Raw genomic sequence first — 16,803 nt, 5'->3', positions numbered from 1 at the left:
ACTTTTTCTATGTTCAGCTTTTATATACATCAACCTCTTACTACTTTTAAAGGTAGGTTAAGACTCGCTTTGTTAATCAGTTTCGGTTTTACCGCAGGTTTTGCCTTCCAAACACAAACCTCAGGTTTAATTACCACATCGTTTACAACATCTACTGTTAATGGTGAGGATAACGTTGGTGGTTTAGTTGGTTTAAATTTAGAAGGTCAAATTTCTACTAGTTATGCGAGGTCAATAGTAAATCGAGAGACTGATGGTACTGAAACTATTGGTGGGTTTATAGGTTCAAACGGTGATGCCAATACCAATCATTCAGGAGGTGAAATAAGCTACTGTTATTCAACTTCAAGCGTCGTTTATCTTGAAACTGACAACCCTACAACCAAAGGGTTTATTGGCGAACAAACAGGAATGCCAACCCATACAGGTAATTTCTTTGATCGAGAGTCGTCCAACCAACTTACTGATTATTACACAGTAGCAGACCCAGTAACAACCTCAACTCTTAATGATGTATCAACTTTTTTATCTGCAGGTTGGCATTTTAAAGTCAGTGACAATGAATGGGGTATTAATTCTTCAACAAATGATGGTTATCCTTTTTTGCGATGGGAAGGCCATAGTTCTGAAAATATTTGGTTAGGAATTAATTCTTCAGCCTTAAATTTAGCAACTAATTGGTCTGAAGCTTTAGTGCCAACATCCATAACAACAGTTCGTATTCCTTCGAAAATTGCTTCAAACAACACTACCTTAGAGGTAAATTCTAACCTAGAAATCACTTCCTTATTTATCGAAAATGAGGAAGCTAATCTAGTAGTCTTACCAACAATGAGCCTAAAAATTAACGGTAATATTACCAATAACGGTCAAATCACTTTTAAAAGTGATGCCACAGGTGAGGCTTATTTAGATGTGTTTACAGGAACAATTTCTGGTACAGGAACAGTTATCACAGAAAAGTATTATCCTTTAAAACGCGCTTTCAGATTAGTATCAAGTCCTGTAGATGGCGGTAGTTTATTTGACAATTGGCAAAATAGTGGTGCAAACGATGCTGGTTTAGGGACGCATATCACAGGAGAAGTCGGAACTGTAGGTGAATATAATGCGACGACAGGCATTGATTATACAGCTTCTGGTAACCCTTCGCTATTTCGATTTAGCACGGCTAATGGCTGGGAAGCGATTACTGACACTAAAAACACAAATTTAGAAGCCGGTGTTCCTTATCGTTTAATGGTGCGAGGTGATCGCGGCATTGATTTAAGAAGTAACGCTTCTGAAGGCTCAACGACTTTAATTTCCACAGGAGCACTAGCCGTAGGGTCGACCGATCTCACGTTTCCAAGTGCGACATCAGGAGGTACGACCTATGCCTTTGTAGCGAATCCTTATCAATCGAGAATCGATGTGAGCGAGTTATTAAGTATTAATACTAACGCTAACAATAACCAACTATGGGTGTGGGATCCAATGGTAAACACCCGTGGTGCTTTTGTAACTGTAAGTGATTTAACAACAGGTAATGGTACCGCTACACCAAACACCTCTGCAGCAACTAAATTTATAGAACCTGGTCAATCCTTTTTTATACAAAGCACAGTAACCAATCCAAGTCTTAGTTTTACCGAAAGTATTAAAGATGTCACCACCGACCTAAGCGTATCTTCAGAAAGTATAGCGAACACCTCAGAGCTAGTACTTAACTTACAAGACGACAATCAGGCGGTGATTGATGGTGTGCGACTTCGTTTTAGTCCATCGGGTAACCCCGGTATAGACGGTTTAGATATCACCAAACTAGGAAACATAGACGAGAATTTAGCCCTTGTTAATAATGGGACATTGTTTACGATTGAGCATCGCAGCTATCCAGAAGCAGGGGAAGAGGCTCCATTATTTACCAGCAACTGGCGTAATGAAAACTACAGTTTTGTAGCTAACTTGAGCAACTTAGAGGATACTCAGGTGTATTTACTAGACCAGTACTTAGAGACCGAAACCTTGTTAGTAGATGGTCAGGTTTATTCCTTTAGCGTAGATGCGAATATAGAGGCCTCGGTAAGCAGTTCACGATTTAAGCTAGTCTTTAGAAATGAGGCTTTAAGTTTTGATGAAACAGCAGCTGTAAGCTATCGTTTATTTCCTAACCCAGCAACAACTCAAGTTCACATCAATACAATTGCTGTAAATGGCGAGTGGCTTAAGCTTAAGCTATACAATAGCTTAGGGCAAGAGGTCTACCAAGCAGACAAGCTAGTGAGTGACTCAAGTGTAGTTTTAGAAGTGAATCAATTAAAAACAGGGGTATATCACTTAGAGATTGAAGATAAAACCGGCCATAAAGTGGTTGAGAAATTAATTAAACATTAAACTTATAAATCATGAAACAATTACGATATACTTCAGCTATAGTAATGCTGATGTTATTCACAGGGTTGAGTTACGGTCAATCAGATCCCTTTGACTTTGATGATGATGTTGATGACGAACCTACCGCACCGATTAACACATATATATACTCAGCTATTATAGCTGGAGTGATGGTTGGGGTCACCTGTTTAAAGCCCAGTTTAAGGTAATCACCAGTTATTATATACAAACCACCGCTAGATAATCTCTAGCGGTGGTTTGTTTTTTAAAAAATAATACATTCAATTTTAATAGAATATTGAGAATAGATCCTTGACAAGATTTCCTTGTCGAGGATTTCATAATTATGAGCACCTGTGATGATCAAAAAGGGTTTAAATAGATGGTGAATGATTATGTTTTCTTCCCATCTCCAACACTATAAGTGTAAAAATATCAAGAGAGAAATCGCTTTAAGACTAAGCCCTATCAAGCAAATGGAAGCTTTTGGTACACTCTATTGACTTTTTTCGAACCAATTCATCGCTAAATTCAAAAGTCTAACGATTCAAAATAGGGTTTGAAATTTCATTTGACACAATTAATTATGTTTGGAACTAAATTCAAGTTTTATTGATTCTTCAAGTCCATGTTTTTCATAAGTATCCTACTTTTAAAACTTATTCGCTTAAACAACACCAAAGTGCGTATGTAATTTGCTTAACAAACTAATAGCTTTAATTCACGTAACGGCTTAGTGTAATAAATTTTGAGTTAGAAGTATAAAAACAGTTTTAGTTCAAGTTATTTAATTCAGCAACAGAGTATTAAATAAATCACAATATACTATTGTAATCATTTTAGAAAAACAATTAATTATATAAATTTATTTCCATTATTAATAAATAAAAACCTCATTCTTCATAAATTTTATATATTTAAATAATGTTTTATTAAACAAAAGCTAAAGCCATGCATAAAAATTACCAACCTCAATTTTTTATAAGTTTATTCTTTTTTTTATTTCTTCTTACATCTCATTCAATTGGAGCGAAACCATTTTATGATACTGAAACTTCCAGTTATAGTTTGTTATCTGAAAAAGAGAGAACAATCCCTTATTTGCCATTCTTTGTAAACGAAACAACCGATGTGCAATTTATACATAATGCTCCAGACCCTAATTTAGCGACAGTTGATATTTATGTAAATGGTACTATTTTTCTGAATGATGTTGAATTTAGAACTGCTTCTGCATTTACAAGTGTTCCTGCTAATGAAGATTTAGATATAGCAATTGCGCCATCAACCAGTCAAGATGCTTCTGAAGCATTTTTTAATACGACTGTAAATTTATTAGACACAGAAAAATACATCATAGTTGCTAATGGAGTTCAAAACACAAGTAATTTTGATGCTTCAGTAAACACAGACATACAATTTTCTTTAGATGTATTTGAAGGTGCTAGAGAAACAGCTATTGCAGTTGCTGGAAATACAGATATTTTAGTGCATCATGGAGCGACAGATTTGGCTAATGTAGATGTAGATGAGACTACTATTCCAATTTCAAATTTCATTTCTAATTTAGCATACTCCACATATAATAATTATATTCAAATTGCTACCAACAATTATACAATCCAACCCAAATTAACATCAACTCAGGAAGAATTTGAAGCTTATGATTTACCATTACTTGATTTAGGTCTACAAAATAAGGCCGTTACATTATTAGCGAGTGGATTTGTTGATCGTGCAAATAATCAAAATGGACCTGAATTTGGTTTATGGCTTGCTTTACCTGAAGGTGGAGAATTAATAGAACTACCATTTGAAGGTGAGTGTATCACATCACAAACTCCGTTTCTTGAAGACTTTTCTGGAGAAAATTGGGAACCTGGTTCTCAATTTCAAAATATTGACGATAGTATCGATGAATGTTGGACAAGAATTCCACAAAATATACAAAATGTATATGCTTGGGGAACTGGCGATAGTTCTACCCAAAATTTTTTAACAGGTCCTGATGATGCTTTTCAAGGCGATAATTTTATATATACCAAGGCATCAGGAAATCCTGGCGATGACGCTCAATTTATTTCACCTATAATTAGCACAGACAACCTTAATGCGCCTGCTGTTAGTTTTTATTATTTTATGTTTGGGGAAGACATAGCTTCATTAGAAGTTGAAGTACGTGAATTCGGAACCCAAAGTTGGGAAAGTATTTTTAGTGTAGTTGGAGAACAACAAGATTCAGCAGCAGATAATTGGCTAGAACAAGAAATAGAACTTGCTAACTATACTAACACTAAAATTCAAATTCGTTTTACGGCTACGCGTGGCTCAGGCTTTTCCTCTGTAATAGCACTAGACTTAATAGAAGTTCGTGAAGCTACTGTTTGTTTGGAGCCTTCAAATTTATCTGTTTCTCAAATAGGAGAGACTAGTGCACAACTTAATTGGAACCAGCAATCTAACCCAGTAGACTGGTTAATTTATCCAGCTGGTGCTAATCCAGAAACTGCTACACCTGTTTTACAAAGTTCTACTAGTATTAGCGGTAACAATACCCAAGTATCAAATCTAACAAGTAATACTTCTTATGATGCTTACATAAGAAGTAATTGTGCACAAGATGGATTAAGTGACTTAGAAGGACCAGTAGAATTTACAACAGCTGCTTGTCCGGTTAGCGAACAATGTGAATTTACGTTTAATTTGATAGATGATTTTGGAGATGATTGGAACGGGGCAATTATTGAATTGCGTCAGGATGGTCAGTTAGTTGCAAACTTAGGCGAAAGCTTTGTGAATGGCGGTGATAATTTTACAGAAACTCATTTACTATGTACAGGTAGTTTCATCGAGCTTATTTGGATAGATGGCGGAAGTTTTCCTCAAGAAGTTGGTTTAAATGTGGTTAATTCATTTGATGAGCAAATTTTTGAATTAGGATTTGATTCTCAAAACCTAGTCGGAAGTACCATTTTTAGTTTCACCTCGACTTGTACACCACCAACCTGTCCGGAAGTAACAAACGTCCAAGTAAGCAATATAGAACAGGATTCGGCAAATTTGAGCTGGAATGCAGAGCCAGAAGCAAGTTCAGGTTATACTTGGTTTATTTTCGATGCAGGTGTAAATCCATTAACTTCAACACCCGTTTTGACTGAAAGTGTAGATCAAAATGCAACTAATGTCACTGTTTCAGGACTATCACCGTCTCAAGCATACGACGTGTATGTAGTATCCAATTGTACTGATAACGACGCTAGTGATTTTTCTGAATTAGTGAGTTTTAGCACTTTAACTTGTGAAGCTACTGATACTTGTGCTTATACCTTCGAGTTGCTCGATAGTTTTGGAGATGGTTGGAATGGAAACACCATGACCGTTTTTCAAAATGGAGTAGAAGTAGCTGTTTTAGGTGAAAGCTTTACATCAGGAAATAATTTTACAGAAACAGTAAACCTTTGCAATAATGTTAATGTTGAATTATTCTGGAACACAGGAGGTAATTTTGCTAGTGAAGTAGGCGTTACGGTTTTCAATCCTTTTGATGAAGAAGTATATCAAAACAATCCTGGCGAGGGTTCTCAAGGAAACACGCTAAGCACATTTACTTCAGATTGTGATGCTCCTGATGGATGTTTCCCGCCTTTAAATTTTGAAGTTGTTGAAGTTACATCTGGTACAGTTGAATTATCTTGGGATAATATCGGTAGCGCTATTAGTGGTTATAATTGGTTTGTTTTTAATGAAGATGATGATCCGCAAAACACGCCACCAGTAGTAAGCGGAAGTATAAACTTCGAAGTAAATTCAGTATTGATTTCTGGATTGTCTGAAAATACAAATTACAAAGCTTTTATTCGCTCAGATTGTGGTTTCACTGGTGTTAGCTCAGCATCAGACCCATTATTTTTCAAGACCCTTTGTAATCAACCAGAAGTTCCTACATTAAGCGTATCTCCAGCTACAGTTTGTAATGGAGATATAGCTACGTTAAACATTACAGGCACGTTTACTGATGTTGTTACTTGGCGTATTTATACCGACTCCTGTGATGGTACTGAAATTGGTACGACTACCACAGGAACTTTTGCTTTTCCTAACCCTATTACGGAAGAAACGACCTTTTATGTCTCAGGTGAAGGTGGTTGTGTGAACCCAGACGTTTGTGAAAGCATTACCATTATCCCTACAGAGCTAGACGATCCGAGTTTTAGTTATTCGGCCTCTACATATCTTTCAACAGATGCTGATCCAACACCAACGGTGACTGGTACAGCAGGTGGTAGTTTTTCTTCAACTGCAGGATTGAGTATAGATCCAAGCACAGGTGCAATTGATGTAAGCGCATCAACACCAGGTACTTACACCGTGACGTATACGACAGCAGGCACTTGTCCAAATTCAACAGAGGTGATTGTGACTATTGTAGATTGTGATTTGCAGGCCTCCATTGAAACGTTTAATGAGACTTGCCCAGGTCAAAACGATGGCGCACTCGATTTAAGCATCACAGGCGGAACATCACCTTATACCTTCTTATGGAGTAATGGGGCTATTACCGAAGATATTGATAACTTAGCATCAGGGACTTATTCGGTCACTATCACAGATGATAATGGTTGTGAAACTACGGCTTCTGCAACAATTACAGCTGAAGATGCAGAAGATCCAGTTTTAAATTGTTTAAGTAATCAAACTATTACCTTATCTTCTGATCAATCTGATTATACTCTACCTGATTATGTAGTTAACGCTGATGTTACCGCTACTGATAATTGTAATGTATCGTCCATTACACAAACTCCTGCAGCTGGTACTGCATTAGCTTCTGGCGTTTATACGATTAGCTTTACAGCAACAGATGATTCTGGAAACACATCCAATTGTTCCCTTACTTTAACTGTTGACGAAACTTTAGGAACAAGTTCTGTCGATCTTGGAGATATAAGCTTATATCCTAATCCAGCCGATCAACTTGTGGTTATAAATAATTCACAACAACATGAACTTAAAGAAATAATGCTCTATGATGTTCGGGGAAGGCAAGTGATGCAAGTTAATTTGAATTCTAATGCTTCAAGTATTAGGTTAAATGTCTCACCACTTGCTTCAGCCACCTATATCGTCGTATTAAAGTCTGAAACTAGTCAAGTTATTAGACGTCTTATCAAAAAGTAAAGGCTTCAATCATTATTATACAATAGATAAACGGGCCCTCAGGTGAGAGCCCCGTTTTTTTTATAGAGTGCAATGCTAGTTTATTTTAGTTGATAGTTGTAAGGTTCTACCTAAAGTTTTATTAAATAGAATTAGGAAATAATATAGGTTTGAATAAGCAGATGGAGAACGATGACGGTGTCTTCTCATCTCCAACACTATACGTGCTTAATAGTATTAGAGAAATCGTTAATAGAAAGCAAATGGAGGCGTGGATAAATTGATATTTGATGAAAGAAATCAATAGTATTAATGCTTATAAACTAAAAAAGCCTGCATAAAATGCAGACTTTTTGTACTCGGAGCGGGACTTGAACCCGCACGACCGCAATGGTCATTGGATTTTAAGTCCAACGTGTCTACCAATTCCACCATCCGAGCGATTATCGAGCGAAAGACGGGATTTGAACCCGCGACCCTCACCTTGGCAAGGTGATGCTCTACCCCTGAGCTACTTTCGCAGTATTTATAAGAACTTATTGCGGGTGCAAATTTAAGCCTTTATTTCATTTTTCAAAGTATTCTGACAAAAAAATATCACTTAATTTCAACTTAAATGCTATCTATTTGATTAAAAATAACTTAGCTTATTATAAAGTTTTAAGATCGGTTTAATACAAATCATCAACTGCCTTCAACTATAGACAGTATAATAAAATCTCAAGTTTAAACTAGTTAGCTGGTAGAGGTTTGAACTTTAAAAACTGCCGAGAAAAATAATTTCCTAGTAGGGTGTTGAGATGGCTTATCACTTTTTCTCCCAAATTTTTTCTAGTTCTTCTAGAGATTTACCTTTGGTTTCAGGAATATATTTTAAAATAAAAATGATTGAAATAATCATGAATCCTATAAAGATAAAATAGGGCAGAGAACCATTCCAGAATGCATTTTCGTTAAGTTCACTTTCCATGACAACAGGAAAACTCTGTGAAACAATATAATTTGCACCCCATTGTGCAGCAACTGCGACAGACATAGCCACACTACGAATTCGATTGGGAAACATTTCAGACAATACCACCCAAACCACAGGTCCCATGGACATTGCAAACGAAGCGATAAACAATAATACACCAATTAAAGAAACCACGCCTACGGCATCATTTTTTAAGCTGAAGCCCAATAATAAAAATCCGATAATCATCCCTATACTACCGATAATTACTAATGGTTTTCTGCCAAACTTATCCACAGAAAACATGGCAATAAATGTAAAGACAAGGTTAACGCCAGCCAATAATATTTGTTGAGCCAAGACATCGTCTTTACCAAAGCCAAGTGCTTTTTCAAAAATATCAGCGCCGTAATATAAGACTGCATTAATTCCGGTGAACTGCTGTAGCATAGAAAAAACTGTCCCGATTACGATGATGCCAAGTATGGTTTTAGAAAAGTAATTTACGTTTTGGGTTTGATTTTGATTCTTCTCAATCGACTTTTTGATTTCTCGTTGCTCATCTATGGCGAGTATATCGCCATGAATTTTGGTCAAGGTTTTAAAAGCTTCTAGGTCTTTACCTTTTAAATATAGCCATCGGGGACTTTTAGGAACAAAAAACAAAGCCATTAAAAATAAGGCACAAGGAATTAATTCTGACCAAAACATTTGTCGCCACCCAAACTGAATGTTTTGAGCTTCGGTTAAATCTTTACCGATATAATAAGTGACGAGAAAGACCACAAAAAAGCCTATAACAATGGCTAGTTGATAAAAACTTACCAGAATACCACGTTTTTTTGAAGGCGCAATTTCTGCGATGTAAACCGGTGCCGACATAGAAGCTAAACCGATACCAACACCACCTATAATTCTAAAAACAACCAATAAACTTACACTTTCTGGAAGTATAGAAGGCATACCAGAGCCCCAAGCCGAAATTGTAAATAAAACCGCTGAAAGAATTAGGGTATATTTTCTGCCAAATAAGGTATTAAAAAATCCAGAGGATAACGCACCAACTAAACAGCCTAATAATGCGCTGGCTACTACCCAACCTTTCATGCCAGGATCTAACTCGAAATATTTACTTAAAAAAAATTGGGCGCCGTTAATCACGCCGGTGTCATATCCAAAAAGTAATCCACCAAGTGCCGAAACACTGGTGATTAATATTAAAAAAGCTTTTTTATTCATAGGTTGTTATTAATGAAATACGGGTTTTAATCATGTAGTTAATATATAGACTTCATGAACGATTTCAATAATACAAATTAAATCTGATATTGAAGTTTTTGATACAAAATTTAGGAAGGTAATTTCTAAAAGTGTAGCATCAACTTAGATGAAGTAATTAAGTTTTATTTGAATTCGTTTAAGTAGGTAACGAGCACTATGTTGTTGAAAAGTAAAAATCATTTACAATAATTAACTTCAATGAAGTCTTTAATTTAATTATCTTAATAAAAAATCTGATTAGTTAGAAATTTTACGTTTAATTTCATTCAATTTCATCAAGGCTTCAACTGGGGTTAAGGTGTCAATATCTAAGTCAACAATTTCAGTTCTGATGTCTTCTAATAAAGGATCGTCCAGTTTAAAAAAGCTGAGTTGTTCTTCATCTTGAAAATTATTAAGCTGTTGTTCCATATCTTCAGACGTGCGCGATTCTTCTAACTTCTTTAAAACGGTATTGGCTTTTTGTAATACAAATTGGGGCATGCCAGCCATTTTAGCCACATGTACCCCAAAACTGTGTGCACTGCCACCTTCAACTAGCTTCCGCAAAAACAAGACTTGGTCTTTTAATTCTTTAACCGAAACATTAAAGTTTTTAATGCGTTCAAAACGATCAGCCATGCGATTGAGTTCGTGGTAATGCGTTGCAAAAAGGGTTTTAGGTTTTGCAGGGTGTTCATGTAAAAATTCACTGATTGCCCAAGCAATAGATATACCATCATAAGTACTGGTACCACGACCAATTTCATCTAATATAATAAGGCTTCTATCTGATAAGTTATTAAGAATGCTCGCTGTTTCATTCATCTCGACCATAAATGTAGATTCGCCTTGTGAAATATTATCACTGGCACCAACGCGTGTAAATAGTTTATCTATAATACCAATTCTAGCGGCTTTGGCTGGAACAAAACAACCAATTTGTGCGAGTAATACAATTAATGCCGTTTGTCTTAAAATAGCCGATTTACCACTCATGTTTGGCCCTGTAATCATAATTATTTGTTGGTGGTCTTGATTGAGTATAATCGAGTTACTAATATACTGTTCACCAACGGGAAGTTGTTTTTCTATCACAGGATGTCGGCCTTCGGTAATTTCTAAGTCATAAGATTCGTTAAGCTCTGGTTTTGTATAATGGTCTGTTTTGGCTAAGTGTGCAAAGCCACATAAACAATCTAGTTGACCAATAATTCGTGCATTTTCTTGAACCACTTTTATGTAGTTTTGAATCCACTCAACTAGTTGATTAAATAGCTCAACCTCTAAGAACTGTATTTTCTCTTCAGCACCTAAAATCTTTGCTTCATAATTCTTAAGCTCTTCAGTGATATAACGCTCACTATTGACTAAGGTTTGTTTTCGTGTCCAAGTTTCCGGAACTTTATCCTTGTGCGTGTTTCTAACTTCAATATAATAGCCAAATACATTATTGCTGGCAATCTTCAAGCTTGAAATTCCTGTTTCTTCAGTTTCCCGCTTGAGCATTTGGTCGAGGTAAGATTTTCCAGAATTGGCCAAATGCCGCAACTCGTCTAATTCATCTGAATAACCTGTAGCAATAGCGTTACCTTTTGATATATTGACAGGTGCATCTTCATGAATGGCGTTTGTAATGGTTTCGCGAAGCTCATCACATGGGTTTAAGGTGTCGCCAATGGTTTTGAGTTCTTTTTGTGGGTGTTGACTTAAAAAATTTTTGATTTCGGCAACTGCATTTAATGAAGTTTTTAACTGTAAGGTTTCGCGAGGTGTAATTTTATTGGTAGAAACTTTTGAAATTAAACGCTCTAAATCATTGATTTGTTGAAGTTGATTTATAATTTTTTCATGAATATTAGGGTCAAGTAAAAGGGTTTGAACAATATCATGGCGCTGCTCTATAGCAGATTTTATTTTAAGCGGTAGCGCTAACCAGCGTTTAAGCATACGGCTGCCCATAGCAGAAATGGTATGGTCTATGACATCAACCAAACCTATGGCATTACTAGCATTGCCTTGATATAATTCTAAATTTTTAATGGTGAAGTGATCCATCCACACATATTCATCTTGTACGAGACGTTTAATAGAACTAATGTGTTTTTTGTGCTGATTTCTAGTTTCATTCAGGTAATGAAGCACTGCAGAAGCTGCAATAATGCCATTTGTAAAATCGTTAATTCCGAAGCCTTTTAAACTTTTAGTTTGAAAATGTTCATTAAGGCTTTCATGCGCATAATCGAAGTTAAACACCCAATCATCTAAAAAGAAAAAGTTTAAGTTAGAATCGAACAAGTTAAAGTGGTCAGATTTGAATTGCTTTGGAATTAAAACTTCACTTGGTTCAAAATTCTGCAAGAGTTTATCTATATAATTTTTTTGACCTTCAGCTGTAAAAAAATCACCAGTTGAAGCATCTAGAAAAGCAATCCCGTAGTTGTTTTTGCTCCAATAAATCGCTGCTAAAAAGTTATTAGATTTACTTTGTAAAACTTCATCGTTGTAAGAAACACCAGGAGTGACTAATTCGGTAACGCCACGCTTCACAATTTTTTTAGTTTGACTTGGATTTTCAAGTTGGTCACATATCGCTACACGTTCACCAGCACGCACTAGTTTTGGTAAGTAAGTGTTGAGTGAATGATGCGGAAAACCCGCTAATTCTGTCCGTTCACTACCATTATTACGATTGGTTAAGACAATATTTAAAATGCGAGCCGTTTTTACAGCATCTTCGCCAAAAGTTTCGTAAAAATCACCAACTCTAAACAATAATAAGGCATCAGGATATTTTTCCTTTATAGCATTATATTGCTTCATTAAAGGTGTTATTTTTGCTGTTTTAGTTTTAGCCTTGCCCAATTTGATGTATTTTTTGCTAAAATAAGATATCTCAAATTAAATGAATATAAATGTGTCAGGCTTTTAAAAATTAAATCATGAGGAAATTAAAAAATAGTGAGCTTGTTCGTTTAACCCCAAGTAGCTATAAAGCAGCTGAAAAAACACCTATAACCCTTGTTCTAGATAATATTAGAAGTTTAAATAACATTGGTTCGGTATTTAGAACAGCCGATGCCTTTTTAGTCGAAGAAATTATTTTATGTGGCATTACAGCACAACCACCGCATAAGGATATTACTAAAACTGCATTAGGAGCAACAGATTCGGTAAATTGGCGCTATTTTGAAGAAACGATTAGTGCATTAGAGTATTTAAAACAGCATCGCAAAATTGCTATTGAACAAACCGAAAATGCTACAATGCTTAATAAATTTCAACCAAAAATTGATGAGCCAGTTGCTTTAATCTTTGGCAACGAAGTAAAAGGTGTAAAACAGAAAGTGATTAATGCTTGTGATGATGTAATTGAAATCCCTCAATTTGGTACCAAACACTCTTTAAATATCTCGGTAAGTGTTGGCGTTTGTTTATGGGATATATTTCAAAAGCTTAAACTGCGTAGTTAATTTGTTTTCCTTTGGTTTTAATTTGTAGGTCTTTTTGGTGACCAAGTGCTAATCCTATAGATAAACCAATTGGTAGCCCGACACCTATAAAAGCTGTATTATCTATCAAAAAACTTAATAAAATGCCAGCAGGTAAGCCGATGGCTGTCATACCAACTGCCATGTATAAAGTCATAAAATGATTTTTAGGGTAAATACCTTCATTTTTTTGAAGATAGCTAAGGAGTTGCTGCTTAGATTTTTTAATTTTTCGACTAGAAGTTTTTAATTGAAGGTTGAGTGATTCAATTGATTTTACCTGATTAGTGATAAAATCTATCGTTTCTGTTTTAAGCGGTTTGTCTTGAAGTAATTTTAAAAGTTTATTATACTGTCTTAAATAACGCTCAACTTTTAATTTAATTTGGTCAGGTGCCGGAATATTTACTTGAGGAATTGCCATATTATTGTTCTATAAATCGTTTATAGTGCTCATACCTAGCCATAATTTCTTTAACGTAGTTGTAAGGCTCTCGACCACGAACATAACCATATTTAATACCTTTTTTGTTATAATATTTTGGCGAGCTTAATTTCAGCATACTTTCTTCAACGTTTTGGTCCCATATATTAGGGTTTTGGTTTTCCATTTCTGCTAAGCGTTGGGCATCTTTAACGTGATATAAACCAGAATTATAAGATGCTAAAGCAAATTTTAGGCGTTGTAAACTGTCGGGAACATCTTCAAATTCTTTAAGTAGTTGTGCAAGATATTTTGTGCCACCTTGAATATTATCTTTTGGGTTAAAGGGTTGTTTTACGCCTAATTCACGTCCAGTTGCTGGCATTAATTGCATTAAACCTTGTGCACCGACCCAAGACTCTTCATTAGGTTTAAATCGCGATTCTTGATACATTAAAGAAGTTAATAGTCGCCAGTCTATTCCTAATTTTTTAGCTTCGGTTTTAATCAAATCGTCATAAGGGCTTATTTTGCCTTCATTTAAGCTATAAAAGTCACTAACAACCCGTCTTTTGTATAAGCGTTTATTTTTATAGTATTTATTATAAATTACATGATAATCAACTGTTTTTTTAATGTTGGTAATCCAATTATTGATTTCTGCTAATAGTTCAGGATTGTTAGTTCGTGTTGCCCAAGCTATACGTTGTGCAAAGCTAACTTTGGTGCTAATGTCTAAAATAGGATAATAAGACGCATTGATAAACGCAATGTTTTGGTCAGCTATGGTATAATCAATTTTTTTATCAACTAGCATTTTAATAATACTATCGGTCGATGTTTCGCCAGGTATAGGATCAATATAAATTTGGCCACCAAGTTCATCAGATAAGTTTTTAATACGTTTGGCATAAGAAGAATTGAGTTTTACTGAAACTGAATCGCCAAGTAATTCAATGGGGTCTTTAACTAAATATTCATTAATCTCATGAATTTTCATTTGCCGCCAATAATCAGGCTTTCGTTGGATTAACACTTGATGAGATGTGTACAAAGGTTTGGTAAAAGACACTTTCTTTTTACGGTCTTCAGTAATGGTGTAACCATAAGCAATCAAATCGCCTTTACCCTCATTTAGCATATCTATTAAACTATCTTCGTCTTTAGCAATAACCATTTCAAGTTCAAGTTCAAGGTGTTTTGCGAGTCTTTCTAAAAGTTCATATTCAAAACCCATTGGTTTACCTTTATACAAAAAATAGGTCGTGCCACTATAGGTGGTTATGGCTTTTAATTTGCCATCTTTTTTAATCTCCTCAAGGCTTTTTTGAGCTATGATTTGTTGCTTAGAATCTTTATTATTTGAGTCTGTTGATGAATTCTTACAGCTAATAAAGCTTACAAAAAATACAATAAGTAAAAATCTCATAAATTGAATTTGAACCAATATATGAATTTTATATAAATCAGTTCTTAAACTTTAACATTTTAAGGTGAATTTATTTAATCTTGGACTGATTTAATTGATAATACATGCGCAATAGAGTCGCAATTTTGAACTTTAAGTTTTAAATTTTGTGTTTCAGTTGAAGTTTCTAGTGCATAAATCTTACAGGAGTCAAGTTTGGTTTGGCTAGCACTAAAGTTTACATCAGCCTTTTGAAGTAATGTTTTAAAACTTGCGGTATCAATTTTTAAGGTATTAAATTCAGTTAGTGCTGTTGCGGTATATTGCGTTTTTTTTAATCCTATATTTTTTTTCACCCGAGCGTCTAATCCATAAGCGCAAGATGCTTTTTTCCCATTTAAAAAAAACATTAAAATAATAAGACCAATAATAAATCCGCCTAAATAGTAGCCTAAACGATGAACAAATTTCATTCTAAAAGTTTAAATGTCAATAAAAGTGAAAACTATAACCTGTAAAGCTTCAATTAAAAAATTAATAAATTAGGATCTTTATAATCTAAGTCAAACCAATCGGCAACTGATTTATTTGATAAAATCCCGTGGTACAAATATAAACCATTTCTCAAGCCTTTTTCATACCGAATTGTATTTTCTAAGCCGCCTTCTTCAGCAATATGAAGTAAATAAGGTGTAAAAATATTACTTAGCGTTAAAGATGATGTACGGGCGTAGCGTGAAGGTATATTTGGTACACCATAATGCAAAACATCGTGTTTAATAATTGTTGGCTTAGAATGGCTTGTTACCTCTGAAGTTTCAATACAACCACCCATATCAATACTTACATCAATCATCACAGCCCCAGTTTTCATTTGTTTAACCATCGCTTCAGTTACCAAAATAGGCGATCGGTTTTTACCACGAACGGCACCAATGACAACGTCGGCACGTTTTAAAGCTTTAACCAATGTTTTTGGTTGTATGGTTGAGGTGAATAAATTATGACCAACTAAACTTTTAAGGTCACGCAGGCGCGTCAGTGAACTGTCAAATACTTTGACATTAGCGCCTAAGCCAACGGCTGATTTAGTGGCGTATTCACCAACAGTACCAGCGCCAATCACAACTACTTCAATAGGTGGAACACCACTGACATTTCCAAACATTAGCCCGTTGCCATCAAAAACATTAGACAATAATTCAGCGGCGATTAGTACTGAAGATGTACCAGCAATTTCGCTTAATGCTTTAACAATCGGATAATTATCAAATTCATCCTTAATAAACTCAAACGCTAAAGCCGTCACGCGTTTTTCAGCTAATTTTTGAAAATAAGATTTTTGGCGTGTTTTAAGTTGTAAAGCAGAAATTAAAATAGATTGTGGATGAATTAAATCAACTTCATCATGCGTTAAAGGTGCTACTTTCAAAATAATAGGGCAAGAAAAGATTTTATTCCGGTCATTTGTTACTTCGCCACCAGCTTCTGTATAATCACGATCGCTAAAATTCGCGTGTTCACCCGCTTTTTTTTCAATGAGTACGCGGTGACCGTTTGCTGTTAATGCGTTGACGGCATCTGGCGTTAGGCAAACCCGCTTTTCTTGATAGCTGATTTCTTTAGGTAAACCAATAAATAACTGACCTTTAGCTTTTTTAATTTCAAGCATTTCTTCTTGCGGAAGTAATTCAGAAACTGAAAACGGTGATGTAGGTTGATTCATAATTTC

At 35.2% G+C, this 16,803-nt stretch carries 10 protein-coding genes and 2 tRNA genes; 4 read left to right on the top strand and 8 right to left on the bottom strand.

Annotated features, from left to right (window positions below; translation table 11 throughout):
* Window positions 1-9 precede the first annotated feature (9 nt).
* From BUB82_RS00845 to BUB82_RS00835, 3 genes are all read left to right on the top strand, one after another.
* Window positions 10-2,376, top strand: a complete 2,367-nt coding sequence (locus BUB82_RS00845) for a T9SS type A sorting domain-containing protein (protein ID WP_083574435.1) — start codon at window positions 10-12, stop codon at window positions 2,374-2,376.
* Between the two features lie 11 nt (window positions 2,377-2,387).
* Window positions 2,388-2,585 carry a hypothetical protein gene (locus BUB82_RS00840; protein WP_073190686.1) on the top strand — a complete coding sequence of 66 codons (198 nt, stop codon included), beginning with the start codon at window positions 2,388-2,390 and terminating at the stop codon, window positions 2,583-2,585.
* Window positions 2,586-3,327: 742 nt separating this feature from the next.
* Window positions 3,328-7,554, top strand: a complete 4,227-nt coding sequence (locus BUB82_RS00835; RefSeq protein WP_073190683.1) for a fibronectin type III domain-containing protein — start codon at window positions 3,328-3,330, stop codon at window positions 7,552-7,554.
* A gap of 335 nt (window positions 7,555-7,889) precedes the next feature.
* Here the strand turns inward: BUB82_RS00835 and BUB82_RS00830 are convergent.
* The 4 genes from BUB82_RS00830 to mutS form a co-directional block, all read right to left on the bottom strand.
* Window positions 7,890-7,974, bottom strand: a tRNA-Leu gene (locus tag BUB82_RS00830).
* A gap of 8 nt (window positions 7,975-7,982) precedes the next feature.
* Window positions 7,983-8,054 (bottom strand) — tRNA-Gly (locus BUB82_RS00825).
* 287 nt (window positions 8,055-8,341) lie between these two features.
* Complete coding sequence (locus tag BUB82_RS00820; RefSeq protein ID WP_073190680.1) at window positions 8,342-9,727, bottom strand: sugar porter family MFS transporter; 1,386 nt, start codon at window positions 9,725-9,727, stop codon at window positions 8,342-8,344.
* Window positions 9,728-10,006: 279 nt separating this feature from the next.
* A complete protein-coding gene (gene mutS / locus BUB82_RS00815) occupies window positions 10,007-12,571 on the bottom strand; it encodes a DNA mismatch repair protein MutS (protein ID WP_073191834.1) in 2,565 nt (854 codons plus the stop codon).
* A 119-nt stretch (window positions 12,572-12,690) separates the two neighbouring features.
* On the opposite strand from mutS, the gene BUB82_RS00810 reads away from it, so the two are divergent.
* Window positions 12,691-13,221, top strand: a complete 531-nt coding sequence (locus BUB82_RS00810; protein WP_073190677.1) for an RNA methyltransferase — start codon at window positions 12,691-12,693, stop codon at window positions 13,219-13,221.
* Here the strand turns inward: BUB82_RS00810 and BUB82_RS00805 are convergent.
* The 4 genes from BUB82_RS00805 to BUB82_RS00790 form a co-directional block, all read right to left on the bottom strand.
* Entirely contained in the window at window positions 13,205-13,663 is a 459-nt protein-coding gene (locus tag BUB82_RS00805) for a hypothetical protein (protein ID WP_073190675.1), read from the bottom strand. The two genes, BUB82_RS00810 and BUB82_RS00805, sit on opposite strands and share 17 nt — an antisense overlap.
* 1 nt (window position 13,664) lies before the next feature.
* The gene (locus BUB82_RS00800) at window positions 13,665-15,092 is read right to left on the bottom strand and encodes an MltF family protein (protein ID WP_073190671.1); all 1,428 of its coding nucleotides are present in this window, start codon (window positions 15,090-15,092) and stop codon (window positions 13,665-13,667) included.
* A 74-nt stretch (window positions 15,093-15,166) separates the two neighbouring features.
* Window positions 15,167-15,544 (bottom strand): hypothetical protein, encoded by a 378-nt coding sequence (locus tag BUB82_RS00795; protein ID WP_073190667.1) that lies wholly within the window; start codon window positions 15,542-15,544, stop codon window positions 15,167-15,169.
* A gap of 53 nt (window positions 15,545-15,597) precedes the next feature.
* Window positions 15,598-16,797, bottom strand: a complete 1,200-nt coding sequence (locus tag BUB82_RS00790; RefSeq protein WP_073190664.1) for an alanine dehydrogenase — start codon at window positions 16,795-16,797, stop codon at window positions 15,598-15,600.
* Window positions 16,798-16,803 lie beyond the last annotated feature (6 nt).

The sequence above is a fragment of the Psychroflexus salarius genome (genome assembly GCF_900129035.1).
GTDB classification, from domain to species: Bacteria; Bacteroidota; Bacteroidia; order Flavobacteriales; family Flavobacteriaceae; genus Psychroflexus; species Psychroflexus salarius.
Note: the sequence above shows the minus strand (reverse complement) of the source record. Positions and strands in the feature narration are given on the sequence as shown.

Coding starts and splice junctions, on each gene's coding strand:
- mutS (WP_073191834.1), bottom strand. CDS start 12,571: ATGAAGCAATATAATGCTATAAAGGAAAAATATCCTGATGCCTTATTA.
- BUB82_RS00790 (WP_073190664.1), bottom strand. CDS start 16,797: ATGAATCAACCTACATCACCGTTTTCAGTTTCTGAATTACTTCCGCAA.
- BUB82_RS00835 (WP_073190683.1), top strand. CDS start 3,328: ATGCATAAAAATTACCAACCTCAATTTTTTATAAGTTTATTCTTTTTT.
- BUB82_RS00795 (WP_073190667.1), bottom strand. CDS start 15,544: ATGAAATTTGTTCATCGTTTAGGCTACTATTTAGGCGGATTTATTATT.
- BUB82_RS00805 (WP_073190675.1), bottom strand. CDS start 13,663: ATGGCAATTCCTCAAGTAAATATTCCGGCACCTGACCAAATTAAATTA.
- BUB82_RS00820 (WP_073190680.1), bottom strand. CDS start 9,727: ATGAATAAAAAAGCTTTTTTAATATTAATCACCAGTGTTTCGGCACTT.
- BUB82_RS00840 (WP_073190686.1), top strand. CDS start 2,388: ATGAAACAATTACGATATACTTCAGCTATAGTAATGCTGATGTTATTC.
- BUB82_RS00845 (WP_083574435.1), top strand. CDS start 10: ATGTTCAGCTTTTATATACATCAACCTCTTACTACTTTTAAAGGTAGG.
- BUB82_RS00800 (WP_073190671.1), bottom strand. CDS start 15,092: ATGAGATTTTTACTTATTGTATTTTTTGTAAGCTTTATTAGCTGTAAG.
- BUB82_RS00810 (WP_073190677.1), top strand. CDS start 12,691: ATGAGGAAATTAAAAAATAGTGAGCTTGTTCGTTTAACCCCAAGTAGC.